General features: G+C 57.5%; 21 protein-coding genes. 10 read left to right on the forward strand and 11 right to left on the reverse strand.

The genetic code is table 11. From position 1 onward, the window contains the following. Positions 1-22: 22 nt before the first annotated feature. Both map and sfsA read right to left on the reverse strand, forming a co-directional pair. Complete coding sequence (gene map / locus KI792_05260) at positions 23-847, reverse strand: type I methionyl aminopeptidase (protein MBV6632429.1); 825 nt, start codon at positions 845-847, stop codon at positions 23-25. Positions 848-965: 118 nt separating this feature from the next. Further along, complete coding sequence (sfsA, locus tag KI792_05265) at positions 966-1712, reverse strand: DNA/RNA nuclease SfsA (protein ID MBV6632430.1); 747 nt, start codon at positions 1710-1712, stop codon at positions 966-968. Between the two features lie 65 nt (positions 1713-1777). Between sfsA and KI792_05270 the strand changes: the two genes are divergently transcribed. Then, the gene (locus KI792_05270; GenBank protein MBV6632431.1) at positions 1778-2554 is read left to right on the forward strand and encodes a competence/damage-inducible protein A; all 777 of its coding nucleotides are present in this window, start codon (positions 1778-1780) and stop codon (positions 2552-2554) included. On the opposite strand, the gene KI792_05275 is transcribed toward KI792_05270, so the two are convergent. From KI792_05275 to KI792_05285, 3 genes are all read right to left on the reverse strand, one after another. Further along, positions 2551-2874, reverse strand: coding sequence for a hypothetical protein (locus KI792_05275; GenBank protein ID MBV6632432.1), 324 nt, complete (start codon positions 2872-2874; stop codon positions 2551-2553). The two genes, KI792_05270 and KI792_05275, sit on opposite strands and share 4 nt — an antisense overlap. 64 nt (positions 2875-2938) lie before the next feature. Continuing rightward, the gene (locus tag KI792_05280; GenBank protein MBV6632433.1) at positions 2939-3721 is read right to left on the reverse strand and encodes an alpha/beta fold hydrolase; all 783 of its coding nucleotides are present in this window, start codon (positions 3719-3721) and stop codon (positions 2939-2941) included. A 49-nt stretch (positions 3722-3770) separates the two neighbouring features. Further along, complete coding sequence (locus KI792_05285) at positions 3771-3992, reverse strand: hypothetical protein (GenBank protein MBV6632434.1); 222 nt, start codon at positions 3990-3992, stop codon at positions 3771-3773. Positions 3993-4297: 305 nt separating this feature from the next. Between KI792_05285 and KI792_05290 the strand changes: the two genes are divergently transcribed. Next, positions 4298-5320: a helix-turn-helix transcriptional regulator gene (locus tag KI792_05290; protein MBV6632435.1), complete on the forward strand. Its 1023-nt coding sequence runs from the start codon at positions 4298-4300 to the stop codon at positions 5318-5320. Positions 5321-5337: 17 nt separating this feature from the next. Here the strand turns inward: KI792_05290 and KI792_05295 are convergent, their stop codons facing one another. Both KI792_05295 and KI792_05300 read right to left on the reverse strand, forming a co-directional pair. Beyond that, complete coding sequence (locus KI792_05295) at positions 5338-5655, reverse strand: 2Fe-2S iron-sulfur cluster binding domain-containing protein (GenBank protein ID MBV6632436.1); 318 nt, start codon at positions 5653-5655, stop codon at positions 5338-5340. Between the two features lie 3 nt (positions 5656-5658). Continuing rightward, positions 5659-6711 carry an NAD(P)/FAD-dependent oxidoreductase gene (locus tag KI792_05300; GenBank protein ID MBV6632437.1) on the reverse strand — a complete coding sequence of 351 codons (1053 nt, stop codon included), beginning with the start codon at positions 6709-6711 and terminating at the stop codon, positions 5659-5661. Positions 6712-6991: 280 nt separating this feature from the next. Between KI792_05300 and KI792_05305 the strand changes: the two genes are divergently transcribed. Continuing rightward, entirely contained in the window at positions 6992-8119 is a 1128-nt protein-coding gene (locus KI792_05305) for an AIM24 family protein (protein MBV6632438.1), read from the forward strand. Positions 8120-8138: 19 nt separating this feature from the next. On the opposite strand, the gene tadA is transcribed toward KI792_05305, so the two are convergent. After that, positions 8139-9392, reverse strand: coding sequence for a Flp pilus assembly complex ATPase component TadA (tadA, locus tag KI792_05310; protein ID MBV6632439.1), 1254 nt, complete (start codon positions 9390-9392; stop codon positions 8139-8141). Positions 9393-9475: 83 nt separating this feature from the next. Beyond that, complete coding sequence (locus KI792_05315; GenBank protein MBV6632440.1) at positions 9476-10675, reverse strand: AGE family epimerase/isomerase; 1200 nt, start codon at positions 10673-10675, stop codon at positions 9476-9478. Between the two features lie 149 nt (positions 10676-10824). On the opposite strand from KI792_05315, the gene KI792_05320 reads away from it, so the two are divergent. The 7 genes from KI792_05320 to KI792_05350 all read left to right on the forward strand — a co-directional run bounded on the left by KI792_05320 (position 10825) and on the right by KI792_05350 (position 19120). Continuing rightward, positions 10825-11784, forward strand: a complete 960-nt coding sequence (locus KI792_05320; GenBank protein MBV6632441.1) for a patatin-like phospholipase family protein — start codon at positions 10825-10827, stop codon at positions 11782-11784. Further along, entirely contained in the window at positions 11784-12962 is a 1179-nt protein-coding gene (locus tag KI792_05325) for a glycosyltransferase (protein ID MBV6632442.1), read from the forward strand. The genes KI792_05320 and KI792_05325 overlap by 1 nt, the downstream gene beginning before the upstream one ends. A 23-nt stretch (positions 12963-12985) precedes the next feature. Next, positions 12986-13849: a squalene synthase HpnC gene (gene hpnC / locus KI792_05330; protein MBV6632443.1), complete on the forward strand. Its 864-nt coding sequence runs from the start codon at positions 12986-12988 to the stop codon at positions 13847-13849. 11 nt (positions 13850-13860) lie between these two features. Beyond that, positions 13861-14814, forward strand: a complete 954-nt coding sequence (locus KI792_05335; GenBank protein ID MBV6632444.1) for a squalene/phytoene synthase family protein — start codon at positions 13861-13863, stop codon at positions 14812-14814. A 12-nt stretch (positions 14815-14826) separates the two neighbouring features. Next, positions 14827-16125, forward strand: coding sequence for a hydroxysqualene dehydroxylase HpnE (hpnE, locus tag KI792_05340; GenBank protein ID MBV6632445.1), 1299 nt, complete (start codon positions 14827-14829; stop codon positions 16123-16125). A gap of 207 nt (positions 16126-16332) precedes the next feature. Beyond that, a complete protein-coding gene (gene shc / locus KI792_05345) occupies positions 16333-18363 on the forward strand; it encodes a squalene--hopene cyclase (GenBank protein MBV6632446.1) in 2031 nt (676 codons plus the stop codon). 34 nt (positions 18364-18397) lie between these two features. After that, positions 18398-19120 carry a hypothetical protein gene (locus tag KI792_05350; protein ID MBV6632447.1) on the forward strand — a complete coding sequence of 241 codons (723 nt, stop codon included), beginning with the start codon at positions 18398-18400 and terminating at the stop codon, positions 19118-19120. 11 nt (positions 19121-19131) lie between these two features. On the opposite strand, the gene hpnH is transcribed toward KI792_05350, so the two are convergent. Both hpnH and ispH read right to left on the reverse strand, forming a co-directional pair. Continuing rightward, positions 19132-20286, reverse strand: coding sequence for an adenosyl-hopene transferase HpnH (gene hpnH / locus KI792_05355; GenBank protein ID MBV6632448.1), 1155 nt, complete (start codon positions 20284-20286; stop codon positions 19132-19134). Between the two features lie 24 nt (positions 20287-20310). Beyond that, on the reverse strand, positions 20311-21309 hold the full coding sequence (ispH, locus tag KI792_05360) for a 4-hydroxy-3-methylbut-2-enyl diphosphate reductase (GenBank protein ID MBV6632449.1): 999 nt from the start codon (positions 21307-21309) through the stop codon (positions 20311-20313). Positions 21310-21483: the final 174 nt, after the last annotated feature.

Below are 21483 nucleotides of genomic sequence, written 5' to 3' on the forward strand. Positions count from 1 at the left end.
TTCTTGCGGTCAGTCACGCTGGTTAGTTGCTCTCGCTTGCGTAGGGCGGGGCGGTATGCCCGGCCGGCGACAGGGTGAAGATCTCGTAGCCATCCTCAGTCACGGCAATGGAATGCTCAAACTGGGCGGAGAGGGAACGATCTCGAGTGACGGCGGTCCAGCCATCGGAGAGGATTTTGACCCGGTAGTCACCGGCATTCACCATCGGCTCAATGGTGAAGAACATACCTGGCTTCAGCTTCACACCCTCACCAGGCTTCCCGAAGTGCAGGACGGATGGCGGGGCGTGGAACACTTGGCCCAGGCCGTGGCCACAGAAGTCACGGACGACTGAGAAGCGCTCCGCCTCAACATATTGCTGAATGGCGTGGCCAACATCGCCGAGGGTGGCGCCGGGCTTAACCGCCTGAATACCGCGCATCATGGATTCATAGGTCACAGCGACGAGGCGCTTTGCTTTCACACTGACCTTATCGCCGGCGAAGTACATCCGGCTGGTGTCACCAAACCACCCATCGAGGATCACAGTGACATCAATATTCAGGATGTCGCCATTGGCGATCCGTTTATCACCTGGGATACCGTGGCAGACCACGTGGTTCACCGAGATACAGCTCGACTTGGTGTAGCCCTTGTAGTTCAGCGTTGCTGGAACGGCCCCGTTATCAACGGTGAAGTCGTGCAGCAGCTTATCAAGCTCACCGGTCGTCACCCCTGGTTTCACATGGGGCGTGATCATATCCAGGGCTTCCGCTGCGAGGCGGCCAGCACGACGCATGCCCTCATAACCCTCAGGGCCATGCAGCGTGATCTCATTCAGCCGTGGTTGTTCGGTCGCTTGTTCCATGATGGTTGCCGCCTGTTCGGTGACTTCTGCCCGCAATCCTACGGGAGGCTTCTATAGATATCCAGGGGGGCGACGATGGTTTGCGCAGCATCGTATGTCCTGGCTTGGATGGCAGTAGCTATAGCACCGGAATTGGCCCTGCCAACTGAATTCCCGATGTATCGATTTGGCAGCCATAGGCAATCATTTCAACACCCGCCATTCGGGCACGGTCAAAAGCCTCGGCATAGGCCGCATCAATATCACCGGCGATACCGAATTGATCACAATCCATACGTTGAATGACATAGAGCATCACCGCCCTGTGACCGGCTTTGTGCTGCTCGATCAACTCATCCAGGTGTTTAGCCCCGCGGCTGGTGACCGAATCTGGGAACTCGGCAATCCGGCGGTTGCCCACATCTTCACGGCGTAGATGGACATTCTTGATCTCGATAAAGCAGCGCTGACCCTCAACACCGTCCTCTGGCTCGATCAAAAGGTCGATGCGGCTGTTCTTACCGTAGGGCACTTCCCGACGAAGCGTGTGTCCGGCTGGAATAGTAAGTTCTGGCACCAGACCAGCCAGGATGGCCTTCTCAGCGATCTTGTTCGGGCGATTGGTGTTAATGCCGACCGGCTGACCGTCATACTCAATCAACTCAAGGGTATGGGACAGCTTCCGTTTTGGATTGCCGCTATCCAGGACCCAGGCGGTTAAGCCGGGTTCCTTAAGGCCCATCATGGCACCCGGGTTGGGGCAGTGCACCGTCATCTCTCGCCCATCATCCATTTCGATATCGGCAAGGAAGCGCTTGTATCGTTTGATCAAGCGGCCGCGCTCCAGCGGGCGGTCAAAACATACGCGGTGATCTTGTTCGGCCATGGCGATGGTCTAGTTTGTGGCGTTAGGACGTAGTTATCTCCTGGGCGAGTGAGGGGTACGCGAAAGTGGGCGAGCGTGTCGAGGCAGCATTTCTGATCATTGGTAATGAGATCCTGAGTGGCCGAACCCAGGACGCCAATCTGTCCTGGCTGGCAACCAAGCTGAATGATGCCGGGGTGGTTCTGGTTGAGGCGCGGATCATCAGCGATATCGAGGCTGAGATTGTGAGTGCCGTGCGCGCACTCAGCGAACGCTACGATTATGTCTTTACCTCCGGCGGCATTGGCCCAACCCATGATGACATCACCGCTGCCTCAATCGCCGTTGCGTTTGATACGAAACTGGAACGGCACCCGGAGGCGCGAAACCGCCTCGCTGAACACTATGGCGACCCTGCGGCCCTAACCGATGCGCGGCTGAAGATGGCGGATATCCCGGTGGGGGCCAGCCTTATCGATAACCCGGTTAGCGCGGCGCCTGGGTTCAAGATCGGCAATGTCCATGTGCTGGCGGGCGTGCCGAAGATATTCCAGGCGATGGTTGAGGGCATCCTGCCAAGCCTTGTTGGCGGCGCCACCGTGCTTAGTAAGACCGTGGCGAGCAACCTGCCAGAGAGTGAGGTTGCCGAGCTTCTCGGCGAGGTTGAGGCTGCCAATCCAGGGGTCGAGATTGGATCCTATCCATACTTCAATCTAAAGATGGGTAAGCCGGGCGTTAGTGTTGTCCTGCGCGGAACAGAACAGGCCAAACTGGATATCGCCGCCGAGGCGGTCTTTGACGGGATTAAAGGGAAGGGCGGTACGCCCACCTATCTCGCGGCCGGTGAGAAGCAGCCAGCCTAGATATCTTCACCTGATCTGCTGGGCTGCAATGCGCGGCTGCCATAATCCTCGGCACTATCGGGCCGTCGATCTTCCATGACGGCGCGGTCGCTTTCGCGCTCACCGCCGCGGTTACTGTCCCGATTGTAGTAGTTCTTGCGCGCCTCAACCATTCGATCGAAACGGGTGCCTTCAGCTGGGGCAAACATCTGATAGCCCCAACTCAGCGCCGTAAAAATGACCAGCCAAGCAACAACGTATTGTAGGCGATTACCCCGGCTGTAAGCCCATGCCGCCGGGCCGATCAACGCCAGTAGCAAAACCGCGTGGATGATATGCATGGTCATCGGATCCATGGCTTAAAGATGCCCATGGTGATCCAGTGATTCAAGCTGTCCTAAGCTGTTAGCCGAGGAAGCCGGTCACATGCTCAAGAAATACCGCCGGTGCTTCGGCATGGACCCAATGGCCAACCCCGTCCATCGTCGCAAAACTGGCTTTTGGGAATAAGGCACTGATCGCCGGATGCATGTCATCGGTAACGTAGTCTGATGCCCCGCCATTCAGAAACAGGGTCTGGCCCTCAAATGGACCCGTCACACCCTCTGGCCACCCGGTGATGGCATCGATATCAGCCTCAATCGAGGGGAGGTCGATATCCCAAAACCAGCCGCCATCAGTGTTGCGGCTAAGATTGGACAACAGGAAGTCACGAACCGGCTTTTCCGCGATGTAATCGGTTAAAACCTGATCAGCTGCCTGTCGGCCTTTCAGGTTCTCAAGGTCGATGGCTCTTAGCGCCTCAAAAAACACATCGAACCGGTGGTCGTAAGAGACGGGTGCGATGTCGGCCACCAAGAGCTTGCCGATCTTGCTGGGCTGGGTGAGGGCAGCACACATCGAAACCTTGCCGCCCATCGAGTGGCCAATCACCGCCGGTTGGTCGAGGTCATTGCCATCGATGTAAGCGAGTAAATCGACCGCCATGGCCGGATAGGTCATCGGGCTCGCTGCCTCTGACGCGCCATGGCTGCGTAAATCCAAGGCATGGACGGTAAATTGCTGGCCGAGTCTTTTGGTCAGCCCACCCCAGTTTTTGGCCTGGCCGAACAGCCCATGCAGGATCACCAGCGGCGGGCCATCACCCGTCACAACGGCATTCAGATCAATTGGTTTAACGTCGGTCATATCGACCTTGGCAGGCTAGGCGTTGCTGACAGAATGGCCAGCGGGTTATCTAGCGGTCATTGGCACGTTTTAGTGCGGCTGCCAAGATTGTCTGCGCCTCTGCGACGCTGCTGAACTTGTGCCCGTGCCAGCTTTGCAGGCGAGAATCTGATGCGTCGTAAACGAAGCCAGATCGCTCTGCGAGCAATAGGCCAACGGCGTCATCGTCGATTTCGAGCAGAACCGCCTGTTGGGTCTGGTTCCGCATTGCTGTTGATTGCTGTTTTGTCATGGTTTGCCCCGCGGCGTTGCCACGTCCTACTTCCAATAACTGGGTCTCTAAGACCAGCGGCTTAGAACGTCGAGTTCCATAGTTCAAGGGAATACCCCAGAAACGTGAACGCTTTGTTACGCCTAGATGATGAAAAGACGACGTCCTTTCTTTAGAGGGGCGTCGGCGGCTTCAATTTGGTGCGGCAAGGGGGAGCCTTGAGTTCTTATGTTCCAAAATGCTAATATTAGAAACTAGTTGAATACGAATAATTTACGCGCCCTGAGCCTCAAAAACTCTGAGCCCTCAACCTTACGGGTAATTTAATGGCTAGCTACCGCCACACGGGACCAGCCTCCGCGCCAATTGAGGCCGGTCACCGCGGATATGGCGACCATCTCGGTATGGTCTTTGACCTGCCGGAAGCAGATAGCCATGGCCCGGTTACTGCGGTTCATGCAAATTGGCAGCCTTCAACTGAGTTTTCTGTGGCGGATGAGGGACGGCGCCTACTGATGCTGCACTGGGGTTTGCCGCGTCGCTTCTCAATGCGGCGCAATCAGCAATTCGTTGGTTGCTTTGACGTCCAGCCAGGCGATTGGACACTCGTTGAGCCAGGCACTGTCGACTCTGTCCAGACCAATGCCGGTGGTCCGCTGTTACTCGTTTGGTTTGATTCCGATGGTACTGATGACGCTACCGCGACCGGTACAGATGGGCAGCCTTCCGACGGCTTTACCAGCATTGGCGAGGCACCACAGCGTCGACGTGGCCTGCAAGGTGGTCATCACAGCGATATTGAACGCATCGGGCTAAGCCTAGTGCGGGAGTTACATCGTGGTCATGTGATCAACGCCACCGTTCGATGCCAGACCTTGTTGGAGAAGCTGGACGGTATGGAGGGGCAAGCGATTACCCCGGGGCGTGACCCACGGGCACCCCAACACATCGATACCGGCGCCACCGTTGTGCCATTTGGCCCCGGCCAGCAAGCCAACCAGCGTGGTGGCCTAGCGCCGTTCAATCTACGCCGGGTTATGGAGTTCGTTGAGGGCAATCTGACTGAGGCACTCTCGGTCGATCAGTTAGCCCAGCAAGCGACCTTGAGCCCATTCCACTTCGCCCGCTCGTTCAAGCACAGCACCGGTATGACGCCGCACCAGTATGTGACAGAGCGTCGGATGCGCCATGCAAAGCGAATGCTTTCGGATTTCGAGATGAAGCTGGCAGAGGTGGGCAAGCAGGCCGGTTTTAGCAGCCAAAGCCGCTTTACCACCGTGTTCCGTAAGCATGTGGGTCTTACGCCGGGTGAGTATCGCCGGTTAATCCAGTCACGGATGCTCGTCTAACAGGCGATTGCCTGCGCCTACATATCTTCGGGCGCTAGCGTTACCTTCAGGCCGTCATAGTCAGGATTGAAGATCAGCTGACAGGAGAGTCGGGAGTTGTCCTCGACCTCTAATGCGCTGTCGAGCATATCAACCTCTTCATCGGTCGGCTCGGGCAGGCGATCTTCCCATTCGGCATCCACATAGACATGGCAAGTGGCGCAAGCACAGGCGCCGCCACACTCAGCCTTAATCGGCAGGCCGTGATCACGGATGATTTCCATCACCCGCCAGCCTTCAATGGCATCCAGCTCGTGCTCTTTGCCGTCGCGGTCTACAACTTTGATTTTCATCAGCTTTTAGACCCCGAGCTTCTTGTGCAGGTCAGAGCTTGAGGTGGTGTACTGGAAGCGCAGCTTCTCATTCGGGCGCACATAGCGGAACACTTGCTGTGCTGCCAAGGCGGCCTCATGGAAGCCTGAGAGGATCAGCTTCAGCTTGCCCGGATACCAGTTGATGTCGCCGATGGCGAAGATGCCGGGCTGGCTGGTCTCAAACTTCTCGGTATCCACGGGGATCAGGTTCTCGTGGAGGTTCAGGCCGAAATCGGCAACGGGGCCGAGTTTCATGGTCAGGCCAAAGAATGGCAGCAGTGTATCGCAAGGGATGTCGTAAGCACCCTTGTCCTTGCTCTCGACACCGACTGAGGTCAGTTGGCCATTCTCGCCATTCAGCTGCTTCATCTTCGCGATTTCGAGCTTGATGCGGCCTTCATCAACCAGGGCACGCATCTTGTTCACGCTGTCCGGGTGGCCACGGAAGCCATCGCGGTGGTGGACAAGGGTTAGGCTCTCGGCGATTGGCTCCAGGTTCAGGGTCCAATCTAGGGCACTGTCGCCACCGCCGGCGATCAGCAGGTTTTTGCCCCGGAACTGCTCCATCTTACGAACGGCATAGAAGACCGAGGTGCCCTCAAACGCCTCAATATCGGCGAGTGGTGGCTTCTTCGGCATAAAGCTGCCGCCGCCAGCGGCGATCATAACGACCGGGGCCTCGATCACCGTGCCTTGGTCGGTCGCAACCCGCCATTTGGCGCCGTCTTCGGTCTTCTGCAGCTCCACCACCATCTCATTAAGGTGGAATTGCGGATTAAACGGTGCGGCCTGCTCCATCAGCCGGTCGGTCAGTTCCTGGCCGGTCACGATGGGGAGGGCGGGGATGTCGTAGATTGGCTTCTCGGGATAAAGCTCAGCACACTGGCCGCCAGGCTTGTCCAAAATGTCGATCAGATGGCATTTGAGGTCGAGTAGGCCGAGCTCAAAAACGGCGAATAGGCCGACGGGGCCCGCACCAATGATCACCACATCGGTTGATAGGGCCTCACCGGCAGGTAAATCCGCAGATGTCGTCATCTTGTTCATCAATCTAGTCCAGTTCTAACCCGCTGCCTTGCGTACCACCCGCATCCAGCAGCCATCATAGATGCGAAGCTGTCGCGACTTCTGCTATCCGGGCCATCAATTGTCAACGTAGAGCACAGAGATGCGCTGTCATGTCTGTGTTGTGAAGCCTTAATCAGCCGCCTGTATCAACTCTTCTGATCTGGTAAGCTTCGTCCGACATTTCCAATGCCGCGTTGTCACCATAGGCGCGTGGGCTCAGAAACAATTTCTAAGAGTAAGGAGCTAGGCCATGGCTGAGTGGTGGCTTGCGACCAACGCTGGTGTAACCGGCCCCCATGATACCCAAACCGTGAAGGAGTTGATCCAGGCTGATCCATTCTCTTGGGTTTGGTTGAACGGTAAGACCGTCTGGCGCCCGTCACAAAAGATCCGTGCCGTTCAGGCGGTTGACGGTAATGGTGTGGCGATCCCGGTTACGGACACATCAAAGATGGCGCCGCGCCCTGATGCGCCGCCACCTGGTGCTGATCTACCGCCGGGCTTTGATGCTGGCATCTCTCGCGGTGACCGGGACTTGGAGGTTGAGACGGCATCTGCTGGGTTTGGTGGTGCGGGCGTGACCGAGGGCATTGATTTCCGGATCGTCGGGAATGAGATGCAGTTTGTTGAGATTGAACTCGACCCCGGTGAGAGTGCCATCGCGGAGGCGGGGGGCATGATGTTCAAGACACCGACGATTGAGATGCAGACCATCTTTGGTGATGGCAGCAATCAGGATGAGGGCTTTATGAGCAAGGCCTTCGGTGCTGCAAAACGCGTGCTGACCGGTGAGAGCCTGTTCATGACCGTGTTCACCCATGAGGGCGGTGCGGGTAAGGCCCATGTTGCCTTCGGTGCCCCATATCCGGGGAACATCGTGGCGGTGAACCTTGAGGAATTGGGCGAAGAGCTGATCGCACAGAAGGATAGCTTCCTCGCCGCATCCAAAGGTGTTTCGGTCGATCTTCACTTCCAGCGGAAAGTCCTAACCGCCCTGTTCGGCGGTGAAGGCTTCATCATGCAGAAGCTGACCGGTAATGGCTGGGCCTTCCTCCATGCCGGCGGGTCGGTGATCCGTAAGGACCTTAAGGCGGGTGAAGAGCTGCACATCGATACCGGCTGTGTGGTCGGCTACACCGGTAGCTGCAACTTTGAAATCATGCAGACAGGCGGCGTGAAGACCATGCTGTTTGGTGGTGAGGGCTTGTTCTTCGCCAAGCTTAGTGGACCTGGCACGGTTTGGCTGCAAAGCCTGCCATTCAGCCGCTTAGCGCGTCGTATGTTCGCTGCCGCACCGCAAGGTGGGAACCGCGATAAGGGTGAGGGCTCCGTCCTCGGCAATATCGGTGGCCTTCTGGACGGCGATAACAGCTTCTAAGAATGAATATCGGGATGCGTCAGGCGCGGGTTTTATCGCGCTGGCGCTGATCGTAAGCGTCTGGACCAAAGACAATGGTCTCTTGCTGGGCGATATAGGTGCCTAGCTGCTCAATCTTATTGTCCCGGATACAGGCCCGAACCGGGTCGCCTGGGTTATCGGGCTCGGTGAACAGGAACCGGACAAACGGTCCCCATGAGCGCAAGGTTTGGTGCAGAACACAGACCAAGCCGTCAGCAAGCAGCTGCGTCGCTCGGTTGCCAAGCGCTAGCTCAGCGACCTGGACAATGGCGTTGAGTGTCTCCTCAATCGACCCAGCGTGCATCGTAGTTAACACGAGGTGACCCGAGGTTGCCGCACGTAGCACCTGATTGGCCGCATCCGATGAGCGGATCTCACCAACCAATAGGTAGCGTGGGTGCCAACGCAATGCTGATTTCAGGCCGATGGCCCAATCCGCATCCTTGTCTACTTCGGTTTGGAAGCAATAGCCGCCTTCGCCATGCTCACCCTGTAATTGGTACTCAACAGGATCTTCAAGGGTGTAAGCTAAGTGCCCGTATGTCTTCAGAAAATAGCTGAGCAGGGCGGTGCAAGACGTGGTCTTACCATGGCCGGTTGCACCGGAGATGATGACGAGACCCGTGCGCTTACCAACACCTTTGAGGTGTGGGATCAGCTGTGGGTTAAAGCGCAGCTCTTCCAAGGTCGGCACATCATCTGACACGCGGCGTAACGCGGTCCAAATCTGGCCATTTGAGATACGGCGGCGGGCACCACGCAGGCGCATACCGTCATGTATGACGCTGTAGTCATCCTTCTCGATATTGACGATCTGTTGGCGTAGGCGCTCTAGGTCGGTTTTGTAGGCACCAGGGACCAGCAGATTACCTTGGCGCATGCCCTTACGTGCCATGGGACAGAACCGCGCCTCACCCTCGGAATCTAACCGAAGATAAAGATCGACGAAGGGTAAGGACTTAATGCTGCGCTGATTGGCGCCCAGATCAATCGGGCTGGCGGCAGCTGAATTCCGCTGCTCAGGCTTGCCGTTATCGTCTTTGTTAATCTTGAGCGTCGGGCGCTTTGAGCTGCCATTGCTATCTGCTTTAGCAGGCTTTTCACCCGAAGACTTCAGCAGTGCGCCACGACGACGATCATTCTTATCGCCTGCCAAAACCCGGGATGCGCGTGCGGGGCGAGCAGCGCCAACGGGGGGCTTTGCGCCCGCGCCTTTGGCTTGATCTGGTGTCGTCGTCTCAGAATCACTCATAACTGATTGGTACCATGTTCCTAAGGAACAGACGAGAACCGATGCAGCACGGCTGGTTCCCTCGCATTATGCGTCACAAAAAATCATCCCTGGCCACGGTGGGCTTGCCACTCTGTTAGCGCCATCATCAGGTGGTAAAGGCTGCTCGTAGGCACGGTTTCGCTAACGGGCTCAGCCTTGTCGGTAATCTGATCACACCAATGGCCGGTCCTGGCGTCCAGGTAGTGTTGATACATACTGGATAATACAGCGTCGGCTAAACCATCCGACGATTCGCCCAAATCGGCCATAACCAGGCCTGCTTTAATGGCCTCCGTCTGGGGCCAGAGCCGGGCGGTGTCGCTTAATTGAGCTCCATTCGGATCAACCTCATCCAGCGCAATCTTGTAGCCGTCGGGCAGGTTGAAGACGCCCTTGGCTTTGGCGAACTGGTACAGGGCCGTGGCTTGTTTAAGAGCCTGCTCGCGCCTGTTAGGTTGATGCTGGGCATAACGGTGCAGCAGCCAAACCCATTCAAACTGATGCCCCGGCTCACGCAACGTACCTGCATCGCCGGATGCGATAGACCAATCCTCGTTAAAGTATTCGATCAGCGATCCATCGGTTTTGCTGCTGAAGTGCTTGGTGAAGAGATCATGGATCGCATCGGCTCGTTGCAGGTGGCTATCATCTCCTGTGGCTTCATAGAGCGCTAAGAACGCTTCAAACAGATGCATATGGGGGTTTTGGCGCCGTGGCAGTGTTGCTGCCGGCAACAGGCTGCCATTGTCCTCAAGCCGCTCCTCAACAAAGCCGCCATTGATGGGATCCGCCATCTCTTGATCAAGAAAGGTCAGCGTCTTGGTGATCAATGGGGCTGCGGCATCTGCATCAACCCAATGGGCGTAATGGGCGAGGGCGAACAGAACAAAGGCATGGTCATAGGCATCACGGCGGCGATCCGTGATCGTTCCGTCTGCCTCATGCTTATGCATCCAGCCGCCTAGCTTTTGATCCCAGCCGTGCTTTGTCAGGTATTGGAAGCCGCGTTCGGCGACCTCTCGCCATCTAGGGTCTGCTGACAGTCCGTATGCGTGGGAAAATGCATATACCTGTCTTGCCTGTACGCGCAGCCTTGATTCAGCGTCGATAGCGGGGGTCAGGCTTGCATCCAGAAACTCAATAAAACCGCCATGGGTTGGGTGTACGCCGCGCTCTGCCCAGAATGGTAAGCAGGTATCCAGCATCCATTGCCACGGATCGTGCGGCGCTGTGCTTGGCTCAATTTTGACGCGGTCGCTCATGAACGGTTCGCTATCGATTTTGGACGGGCGGTGAGTGCCACTAACGCAACCATGGTGGCACGTCTTGGCGGCTTAGCGTAAACCCCAATTGAGGTAAACGCCTGGGCTATAGAGCCCGGGAAACAATTACGCCCCGGGGCAGTCACGCCATGCTTTTGAACCACGATCCATCCAAGACCAAGATTGGCCTAGCATTAGGCAGCGGCGCCGCCAGGGGCTGGGCGCTAATCGGGGTGCTGAAGGTGCTGCGAGAGGCTGGGCTTAAGCCGGACATGGTCGCTGGAACCTCCATTGGTGCGATTACCGGGGCGGCTTTGCTAACGGATCAGTTTGATGAGCTAACCAGCTACGCCCGCAGCATGAAGCTGTTCGACATGGTCACCATGCTGGACATCAGCCTCTCCAATGGTGGCCTCGTGGCACCTGAGCGGATCGCAAAGGAGATGCAGGCCAATATCGCCGATACGGTGATTGAGGATCTGTCGACGCCGTTCGCTTGTGTTGCCACCAACCTCGCCAGTGGTCGGGAGGTTTGGTTGAACAAGGGGTCACTAAAGTCAGCTATATGGGCCTCGGCTGCCATGCCCGGGCTGATGCCGCCGGTTGGTCGTGATGGTCGCTGGTTGGTTGATGGCGCCCTGGTGAACCCTGTGCCGGTATCGGTTTGCCGCGCAATGGGGGCCGATATCGTGATCGCGATTAATCTGAACGCCGACCTTTCTAGCCTGCCACGATTGGAGAGCACGGAAGGGATGGATGAGGGCACGGCACCAGCACCGTCTCCAGAAGCGAAGAACTGGCTGCAAGGAAGCTTTACCAACATGTTTGGTGATCGCGGTAAGGCCTGGCTGGATAGCCTAACCAGCAAGCGCGCGCCCCGACCAAACCCGGTTGAGATACTGGTTGGCTCACTCGATATCTTCCAAGACCGTATGGCGCGGGCACGGCTTGCCGCTGATCCGCCAGATATCCTGCTTGAGCCGCCGCTCGGACCCTATGGTGCCCTAGACTTCCAGAAAGCGGATGAGCTAATCGATATCGGCGTTCAGTATACCGAAAGCCACCTGCCGATGATTGCCCAGCAGATGCGGCGGTTTGAGAACCATTAATGACCTTCATCTGGCTGCTGCTCGGCCTGTCAGCTGTTATCTGGCTTTATCTACTGCTGTTCCATGGTGGATTTTGGCGGTGTGATCAAAGGTTGGATGCTGAACACCCACCATCCGCCAATCCACCGACGGTATGGCCGCGTGTGGTTACCTTGGTGCCGGCGCGGAATGAGGATGATGTTATTGAAGCCAGCTTAGGTTCTATCCTGGAGCAGGATTATCCCGGCCCACTCGATATCGTTGTCACCAATGACGCCAGTGAAGATAACACCGGCGCATTGATCCAGGCCCTTGCAAGCACCCGTGGGTCGGGTCAGCGACGATTGATTGCTGTTGATGGCACCGGCCCAGCCGAGGGTTGGTCCGGCAAGATGTATGCGCTTCATCAGGCCCATGGACACGCACAGCAAGAGCTAGAGGCGCCCGAGTATTGGTGGCTGACAGATGCGGATATTGCCCATGACACCGCTGCACTGACCCGTCTTGTGACCCAAGCCATAGGCGGCGGGCATGATTTGGTCTCCACCATGGTACGCCTGAAGGATGAGGGGGGATGGCCAGGGCTGTTGATCCCGGCCTTCATCTTGTTCTTCCAGATGCTCTACCCATTCCGTTGGATTAATGACCGGCAGAAGTCGATGGCCGGTGCGGCTGGTGGCTGTGTCTTGCTGCGGCGTGAGGCACTCGACCGGATTGGCGGGTTCCCGGGTCTGCGCAACGCGCTAATCGATGACTGCACCCTGGCAGCCAGGGTTAAGGGCTCTGGTGATAAGCCGATTTGGCTGGGGCTTAGTAAGAGCCAGTACTCAATTCGTCCCTATGACGGCCTCGCTGATATCTGGCAGATGGTTTCCCGCACGGCCTTTACGCAGCTTGAGTATTCCAGCTTACGCCTCATCGGCACTGTGGTTGGGATGATCCTCGTCTTCTTGATGGCACCGATTAGTTTGCTGTTTGGGCTAAGCCTCGGGAATCCGATGATGATCGCTGTATCCCTTGTTGTTTGGGGGATGATCGCCATTGCCTATCTGCCAATGCTTCGGTGGTTTGGGCGCAACCCGTTAGAGGCCGTCTTGCTTCCATTAGCAGCCTCTTTTTATACTGCGATGACCTTGGATAGCGCGCGGCAGTATTGGCAGGGCCGCGGCGGCCAATGGAAGGGACGTAATCAGGCATGACAAACGCAGTACCGACGTCGAACATGGCGTCGGCGGACACCCTTGGCGATGCCGCGACACCATCTGGAAAATGGTCGAATACCGAGAACTTTCCGGTAGGCTCCCACCTAATTGCGGCAAAGCATCGGCCTCATGTCATGGCCTTCTATGCCTTTGCTAGAACCATCGATGATGTGGCCGATAGCCCTGATCTGAAGCCGGATGAGAAGATTGAGCGGCTCCATGGTTTTGAGGCTGCCGTCACCGGACAGTCCACGCATGACCAGGCCTATGCCGCCGGGCATCGCTGTCGGATCATGCTTGAGAGAACCGGCGTTACGCCCAAGCATTGCCAGGATTTGATCGATGCTTTCCGGCAGGATTCGGTGAAGGGTCGATATGCGGATTGGGATGAGTTGATCGATTACTGCCTGCGGTCAGCAGCGCCGGTTGGGCGCTTCTTGCTCGACCTTCATGGTGAGGATGTATCGCTCTACCCCGCATCTGACGCGCTGTGTAATGCGCTGCAGATCATCAACCACCTTCAGGATCTGAAAGAAGACCTCCTCGAGATCGATCGGGTTTATGTGCCTGAGCCGATGCTGGAAGAGGCTGGGTTAAAGGTTGAGGATCTAGCTGGGGAGGCAATGCCACCGGCTTTGCGACAGATTGTTGATCAGTTGTTGGACGGTGTTGATGAGCTTCTGACCACCTCCTCAAGCCTGGCGGGGGCCATGGCTGACCGGCGTTTGGCGATGGAGACGGCGGCCATTCAGGCGCTGGCAGAACGGCTTAGCGGTGAGCTAAGGCGTCGTGACCCATTGGCGGAACGGGTTAAGCTAGATAAAATCCAAATGCTGACCACGGCTTTAAAGGGCGCCTTCTTCGGTCGCCGCCGGGCAGCGTAAGGCGGGTATTCATGGGTGCAATGACATCAGAGGTTGCCGATCAATTGGTCGAGGATGATCCCGAGGCCATTATCGCCAGCTGCACTGATGATTGGTTCTGCCAGGAGCGGGCGCTTGAGCATGTCCGCGCCGTGGTGGCGCAGTCCGGCACTTCCTTTGGGCCAGGCATGGCCATCCTATCCGGTGGGCAGCGTGATGCGATGCACGCGATCTATGCCTTCTGCCGGGAAGTTGATGATATTGCCGATGATTTTGATGCCACCGCAGAGGACCGGCAGGAGCGCCTGCGCCTTTGGCGGGAGGAGATTGATAAGCTTTATGAGGATGGGCCCAATTGGCTGACCACCCTCGCATTGCTCGAGCCAATCTACAGCTTTGAACTGCCCCAGGCAGAGTTCATCGGCATGATTGATGGCATGGTAATGGATGCCACCAATCAAATGATGGCGCCAAGTCACAAAGACCTATCACTATACACCCGTCGGGTGGCAGGGACCGTTGGGCTGCTGTCGATGCGGGTGTTCAGCCCGAATGACGGTTCGCCGGATGAGGCGCATGACCAATTCGCCCTCGACCTCGCCGATGCCTTCCAGCTGACTAATATCCTGCGGGACATTGCAGAGGATGGATCGCGCGGGCGACTGTACCTGCCGCGTGAGATGCTGGCGGCCCATGATGTGCCGGTGCCTGACAATGAAGAGGCGCTGCTCGAGACGCTTGAGCATCCGAACCTGGGTAAGGTTTGTGAGGAATTGGCCCAGCAGGCTGGCAAGCTGTTTGAGGGCTGCGAGGCGATGCTACCGACCCTTGATAAGCGCGCCATTCGTCCGGCCCTGGTGATGTGGAGCGTCTATGGCCGCTATCTCCAGGATATGGGTAGGCGGGGGTGGCGCGATCCGCTCGCAACCTTGCGATACTCCAAGGCACGTAAGCTTTGGCTGGCCATGCAGGGCCTGCTGCGCTAGGCAGCGATCACCATGGGTGATCAAGCAACCAAATCAGCACAGCGAGACAGGCCAACCGCGCACATCATCGGTGCCGGGATTGCTGGCCTGTCTGCCGGTATGCATCTGACCAAGGCGGGCTATCACGTCCATTTGCATGAACGCAGCAACATGCTGGGTGGTCGGTGCCGATCGTTTGAGGATGCCCAGCTTGGCTGCCTGATCGATAACGGCAATCACCTCATGATGTCGGGCAATGCCGACATTCTCTCCCTGGTTGAGTTGGCGGGGGCTAGCGACCGGTTGTTGGTGGGGGCTGACGCAACCTATCGATTTGCTGAACCGGCCACAGGCAAAAGCTGGGCACTCGCCATGGATGACGGTAGATGGCCCGGCTGGCTATTCGATCCCGATCGCCGTGTGCCTGACAGTAGGCCGATGGACTATCTGGGCCTGCTTAAGATCATGTTGGCCGGTAAGTCCGCACGGCTTGGCGATTTGTTGCCCGATGGATCGATGATGGACCGGTTCTGGGAACCCTTGATCCTCGCGGTTCTCAATCTCCCTGTGGCTGAGGCCGATGCCGGTCTGATGCGCCAGGTTTTGAAGGAGACGGTGCTGCGTGGCGGTCGCTACGCCCGGCCGGTCATCGCTAAGGACGGGTTGGGCCCGGACATTGTTGAGCCCATGGCCGCCTGGCTAGAGTATGAGGGCGCCCAGATCGATTTCCGTGGCGATATCCGCCAGCTCACCAAGAACCATCACTGCGTTACCGCCGTTGAGCGTGGCGATGGCATTGAGATTACCTTGGGCGATAGGGACGCCGTTGTGCTTGCCATCCCGCCCATTGCTGCAAGCCGCCTAGTCCCCGACTTGCCGGTGCCGGAGGAGGGGGAGCCGATCTTCAACTTACATTTCCGCCTACCGGATTATCAGGCGCCGAAAGACGACACGGTTCCAGTTGTTGGCTTGGTTGGTACGACTGCGCAATGGGTTTTCCTGCGCGACGGCTTGATCAGTGTGACGGTCAGCGCTGCACGCCATCTGCCGCCGGGTGATGATGAAACCTTAGCGGCATCGATTTGGGCGGAGATTGCGCCAGTACTCGATTTGGCTAGTCAGGCACTGCCAGCCTACCGTGTGATTAGGGAGAAGCGGGCGACCTTTACCCAGACCCCAGACAACGTGGCAAAGCGGCCCCGGGCGGTCACGGGCTGGCGCAATCTGTTTATCGCCGGTGATTGGACCAATACCGGTCTGCCAGCCACGATTGAAGGGGCGGCCAGATCGGGACGTTTGGCCGCTGAAGCGGTTGTGAAATATGCGGCCTAGCCAGTGTATCATTGCATCTTTGCAACAGTTGTGGCTTGCTCCCGGCCAGATCACACATGGCCATTCTGTTGCGCTGCACACTGTCTAATCAGTGCCGCATAATGGTGATGTTGTTTTAAGACCGCCGGATGGTCGGCGGCAGTCGGTTTTTCAAGTGAACGTTAAGGCGTAATAAAGCGCCAAGCGTAATGGGTTGCGGTACTTGTGATGGATGGTGGCATGCGATCGAGTGCGGCGGTTGATCCGGCCCTTAATCCGCTCGATCCCTCAGCAGATAATCAGGTGACCGATGGGCGTGCCGTCAATGACGATACGCCGATTGATGCTGATGCCCTCAACGCCCTTATCGAAGAGGCGGGCACCGCGCTTCAAGGCTTGCAACGTGATGACGGTCACTGGGTCTTTGAGCTTGAGGCCGATGCAACCATCCCGTCGGAGTACATCTTCCTACGCCATTTTCTGGGCCAGCCCGACGACGCGCTGGAGCCGAAGATTGGCCGATATCTGCGCTCCCGCCAGTTAGAAGGCGGTGGTTGGCCGCTGTTCCATGATGGTGAGATGGATATCAGCGCGTCGGTTAAGGCCTATTTCGCGCTGAAGATTATCGGCGATGACCCTGATGCCCCGCATATGGTGAAGGCCCGGGAAGCGATCCATAAGGCTGGCGGCGCTGAATCCGCCAATGTCTTTACCCGTATCGCGCTATGCCTGTTTGGTCAGCTGCCCTGGCGTGCCGTGCCGGTGATGCCGGTTGAAATCATGCTGCTGCCGGACTGGTTCCCCTTCCATATGTCGAAGGTGAGCTACTGGTCCCGGACCGTGATCGCGCCACTGCTGATCATCATGGCGCTAAAGCCCCAGGCGAAGAACCCGCGTGGCATCGATATCAAAGAGCTGTTCTTACGCGACCCGGCGAAGATCAAGCGCTTCAACTCAAACCCAACTGGCTCTTCTTTGGGTGAGGTGTTCATCACCCTCGACAAGGTCCTGCAGAAAGCCGAGCCGCTGCTATTTAAGGGCAACCGACGGGATGAGGCGATCGCCAAGGCTGAGCGCTTTATTCTAGAGCGCCTGAATGGTGAGGACGGTCTGGGCGGTATCTTCCCAGCCATGGCCAATGCCGTGATGGCCTTTGATGCCCTGGGCTACAAACGTGACCATCCTGACTTCCAAATCGCACTGAAGAGCATTGAGAAGCTTTTGATCATCGATGAGGCAAAGGACATGGCCTATTGCCAGCCTTGCCTGTCGCCGATTTGGGATACCTGCCTCGCGGCCCATTCGATGCTTGAGGCGGCAACCCCTGATAGCCGTGCCTCGGTTCAGGCCTCACTTGATTGGCTGGTAGAGCGGCAGATCCTCGATTGCCGTGGTGATTGGGCGAACCGCGCGCCAAATCTGCGTCCCGGTGGCTGGGCCTTCCAATACCGCAATGACTACTACCCCGACGTTGATGATACAGCGGTGGTTGTCATGGCGATGCATCGTCACGATCCGGATCGCTATGCGCACCCAATCCGCCGTGCGGTGGAGTGGATCATCGGCATGCAAAGCCGGAACGGCGGTTGGGGTGCTTTCGACGTCGACAACACCTATGAGTATCTGAACAGCATCCCATTTGCTGATCACGGTGCCTTGCTTGACCCGCCGACCGCTGACGTAACCGCCCGCTGTCTTTCAGCCTTGGCGCAGATTGGTTTTTCCAGCCGCCACCCCGTTATGCAACGTGGCCTTGACTACCTTAAGCGTGAGCAAGAGCCCGATGGCTCATGGTTTGGCCGTTGGGGCGTGAACTACGTCTATGGCACCTGGTCGGTGCTTTGCGCTCTCAATGTGATGGGTGAGGATTCCCGCTCGCCATACATTCAGCAGGCGGTGAATTGGCTGAAGTCTATGCAGCAGCCCGATGGTGGCTGGGGCGAGGATTGCGCGACCTACTGGTCTGAACATCGGGGCTTGGTGAAGGAAAGCGTGCCATCACAGACCGCTTGGGCTTTGCTTGGCCTGATGGCGGTCGGTGAGGTGTATGACCCAGCCGTGACCAAGGGTGTTGCCTATCTTCAGAAGGCGCAGCGTGATGGTGCCTGTTGGGAGGAGACCTTCTATACCGGTGGCGGTTTCCCGCGGGTCTTCTATCTGAAGTATCACGGCTATGCCGCTTACTTCCCACTCTGGGCACTGTCCCGGTATCGCAACCTATCGGCCGGCAATCGTGACCGAACCGATTGGGGCATGTAGGCCCATCTGTTTCTCCTTTTAAGGATATTGCCGGATGCCACGGATTGGCGTCATCACTGGTCTGTTGCGCGAGGCGGACTGCCTAAGCAATCCATCGCCGGGGCGCCTGGCGGAGGATGAGCATCTGGCCGAGGATGGTGTGATTGTCGCGTCGGTTGGCGGGGATGCAAAGCGCATCAAAACCGTGATCCAGCAATTGGTTGCCTTGGGTTGTGGCGGCCTCGTTAGCTTTGGTATCGCGGCTGGGTTGGATCGGGGGCTTGAACCCGGCGACCTTATCGCGGCGGGCACGGTACAGCTGCCAACCGGGGACCTAATCAAAACCAACAGCGCCTGGCGCAAGCGTCTTTGGAACAAAGCCAAAGAGGCTGAGATCAAGCTAATCCAAGGCCCAATCGTTGGGGTTGAGCATATCGTTGACGACCCCCAGGGCAAGATGCGCTTAAATGCAGCGACAGCAGCAATTGCAGCGGATATGGAGAGCCATATCATAGCCTATGAGGCGATGCGTGCCGGCCTACCGTTTATCGTGGTCCGGGCCATTGCCGATCCCCATAACCGGGTGATCCCACCTGCTGCCTGGAATGCCCTCACACCCTACGGTGATGAGCGGGTAGGACCCGTTCTGCTCGGCCTTTTGAGACGCCCGCATAACCTGCCAGCACTTATCCAGCTGGCTGGTGACACCAAGACAGCGATCAGCAGCCTAGCGAAGATCGGGTCGCTAGACGGCGGTATGTTCGGTTTCTTGGACTAGGCAGCAAGAGCTTAGCGGCCAGCGGCGGCCGCTGCTTCACGCTTCTTCTTAACCGGGGCCTCTGGCAGGGTTTCGGACGCTTCCTCAACCACCTTCTCAAAGACGAATTCGGCGGGGCGCTGATTGCTCAGGTCGATCTCGGGCGCCATTTCACCGGTCACCTTTGGCCCGCGCATGCTGACCCAGAGTGCCTTCAACGGGTTCTTGAACGCATCTTCAACCGCGGTAGCTTCATAGCCACAATGGGCCATGCAATCGGCACATTTTTCGTAGTTGCCGGTGCCGTACTGCTCCCACTCGGTCTCATCCATCAGCTCTTTAAAGCTTTTGGCATAACCCTCATTCAGCAGATAGCAGGGGCGCTGCCAGCCAAAGATATTCCGGGTTGGGTTGCCCCATGGGGTGCACTGGTACTGCTGATTGCCAGCCAGGAAATCCAGATAGAGGGAAGAGTGGCTGAGCGGCCATTTCTTGCCTTCACCGCGCTTGAAGATATCGCGGAACAATTGCTTGGTCCGGCTGCGCATCAGGAAGTGCTCCTGATCCGGTGCCCGTTCATAGGCATAGCCGGGGCTGATCGTGGCGCCTTCAACGCCGAGCTCGATCAGGTAATCGAGATAGTCGGCGACATCTTCCGCACCATGCCCATCAAAGATGGTCGCGTTGACACTAACCCGGAAACCCGCTTCCTTAGCGGCCTTAATCGCTGAGATGGCACGATCAAACACACCCTTCTGGGACACGGCCTTATCGTGGTGATCTTTCAGACCATCCAGGTGGACAGACCAGCTGAAGTAAGGGCTTGGCTTAAACTGCTTGAGCTTCTTCTCCATCAACAGCGCATTGGTGCAGAGATAGACGAACTTCTTCCGCGCGGTGATGCCGTTGACGATCTCAACGATGTCCTTATGGATCAGTGGCTCGCCACCAGGGATGGAAACCACCGGTGCATCACACTCATCGACGGCCTCAAGGCATTCCTCAACGCTCAACCGTTGGTTCAGGATCGGCTCAGGATAGTCGATCTTACCGCAGCCGGCGCAGGCCAGGTTGCAGCGGAACAATGGCTCAAGCATGAGGACAAGCGGGTAGCGCTTATTGCCCTTGAGCTTTTGCTTCATCAGGTAGAGCGCGATGCTTGCTTGCTGTCGGAACGGAATGCCCATGGGACTGTCTAACCTATCGGTGAGTTATTCGGCGGCCGGCGCTGACACATCGGCCAGGGCTTTAGGCAGCTTGAAACGGATATTCTCAATCACCCCGTCGAGGGTGCGGATATTGGTGGTGCGTAGTTCAGAGATGCGCGTGACGACTTCTTGTACCACGGTCTCTGGTGCGGATGCGCCAGCGGTGAGGCCAATGGTCTCGACCCCATCTAGCCAACCGGCCTCAACATCATTGGCATCTTGAACCAAATAGCTGTCGACGCCGGAGTCACGACCCAGCTCTACAAGGCGGTTTGAGTTGGAGCTGTTGCTGGCACCCACGACCAGGATCAGGTCAACCTGCCGCGCCAATTCACGAACGGCGGTTTGCCGGTTTTGGGTCGCGTAGCAGATGTCCCGAACATCGGGGCCGGTCACGGCTGGAAACTTGCTCTTGAGCGCCTCAATGATCCCGCGGGTGTCATCAACGCTCAACGTCGTTTGGGTAACATAGGCGAGGCGCTCTGGGTCACTCGGGCTCAGCTTGGCAACATCCTCTTCGGTCTCAACCAAATGGACCGTGCCATCAATGCGGCCCATGGTGCCCTCAACCTCAGGGTGACCGGCATGGCCGACCAGAACAACCTCATACCCATCATCGGCGTAGCGCTGGCCTTCCTTATGCACCTTGCTAACCAGCGGGCAGGTGGCGTCCAGTACATCGAGCTCTCGCTCGGCGGCATCACTCTCAACCTGCTCAGCCACACCGTGGGCGGAGAAGATGGTGACGGCGCCCGGTGGCACCTCATCAACCTCTTCAACGAAGACCGCACCCTTGGCGCGAAGGGTGTCGACCACCCGTTTGTTGTGCACAATCTCATGGCGCACATAGACCGGTGGTCCATGCTTGATCAGGGCCCGCTCAACAATCTCAATGGCGCGCTCAACCCCGGCGCAGAAGCCACGGGGTTGGGCCAGGATGATTTCAACGGGCAAACCAGCCTGGGGCGATTTCTGGCCAGATCCAATAGCTTGATCGGTCATGAACTCATCCATCCGGCGCGGTTCACCCAGCCTTTGCAAGGCCCGCGCATCATTTATCTCGCAAGTGCGTACAGTTAAACGAAGGGCTAAGAAATTCAAGCGTTTCGAGCCGGTTCAGCCGCGATTTGAACGGGTGTGTCCACAGTATGACCCGGGCGTTGATCGGTGATGTCC

The organism is Alphaproteobacteria bacterium SS10 (assembly GCA_019192455.1).
Taxonomy (GTDB): domain Bacteria; phylum Pseudomonadota; class Alphaproteobacteria; order TMED2; family TMED2; genus TMED2.

Coding starts and splice junctions, on each gene's coding strand:
- map (MBV6632429.1), bottom strand. CDS start 847: ATGGAACAAGCGACCGAACAACCACGGCTGAATGAGATCACGCTGCAT.
- sfsA (MBV6632430.1), bottom strand. CDS start 1,712: ATGGCCGAACAAGATCACCGCGTATGTTTTGACCGCCCGCTGGAGCGC.
- KI792_05275 (MBV6632432.1), bottom strand. CDS start 2,874: ATGCATATCATCCACGCGGTTTTGCTACTGGCGTTGATCGGCCCGGCG.
- KI792_05280 (MBV6632433.1), bottom strand. CDS start 3,721: ATGACCGACGTTAAACCAATTGATCTGAATGCCGTTGTGACGGGTGAT.
- KI792_05285 (MBV6632434.1), bottom strand. CDS start 3,992: ATGACAAAACAGCAATCAACAGCAATGCGGAACCAGACCCAACAGGCG.
- KI792_05290 (MBV6632435.1), top strand. CDS start 4,298: ATGGCTAGCTACCGCCACACGGGACCAGCCTCCGCGCCAATTGAGGCC.
- KI792_05300 (MBV6632437.1), bottom strand. CDS start 6,711: ATGACGACATCTGCGGATTTACCTGCCGGTGAGGCCCTATCAACCGAT.
- KI792_05305 (MBV6632438.1), top strand. CDS start 6,992: ATGGCTGAGTGGTGGCTTGCGACCAACGCTGGTGTAACCGGCCCCCAT.
- tadA (MBV6632439.1), bottom strand. CDS start 9,392: ATGAGTGATTCTGAGACGACGACACCAGATCAAGCCAAAGGCGCGGGC.
- KI792_05315 (MBV6632440.1), bottom strand. CDS start 10,675: ATGAGCGACCGCGTCAAAATTGAGCCAAGCACAGCGCCGCACGATCCG.
- KI792_05320 (MBV6632441.1), top strand. CDS start 10,825: ATGCTTTTGAACCACGATCCATCCAAGACCAAGATTGGCCTAGCATTA.
- KI792_05325 (MBV6632442.1), top strand. CDS start 11,784: ATGACCTTCATCTGGCTGCTGCTCGGCCTGTCAGCTGTTATCTGGCTT.
- hpnC (MBV6632443.1), top strand. CDS start 12,986: ATGGCGTCGGCGGACACCCTTGGCGATGCCGCGACACCATCTGGAAAA.
- KI792_05335 (MBV6632444.1), top strand. CDS start 13,861: ATGGGTGCAATGACATCAGAGGTTGCCGATCAATTGGTCGAGGATGAT.
- hpnE (MBV6632445.1), top strand. CDS start 14,827: ATGGGTGATCAAGCAACCAAATCAGCACAGCGAGACAGGCCAACCGCG.
- shc (MBV6632446.1), top strand. CDS start 16,333: ATGGATGGTGGCATGCGATCGAGTGCGGCGGTTGATCCGGCCCTTAAT.
- KI792_05350 (MBV6632447.1), top strand. CDS start 18,398: ATGCCACGGATTGGCGTCATCACTGGTCTGTTGCGCGAGGCGGACTGC.
- hpnH (MBV6632448.1), bottom strand. CDS start 20,286: ATGGGCATTCCGTTCCGACAGCAAGCAAGCATCGCGCTCTACCTGATG.
- ispH (MBV6632449.1), bottom strand. CDS start 21,309: ATGACCGATCAAGCTATTGGATCTGGCCAGAAATCGCCCCAGGCTGGT.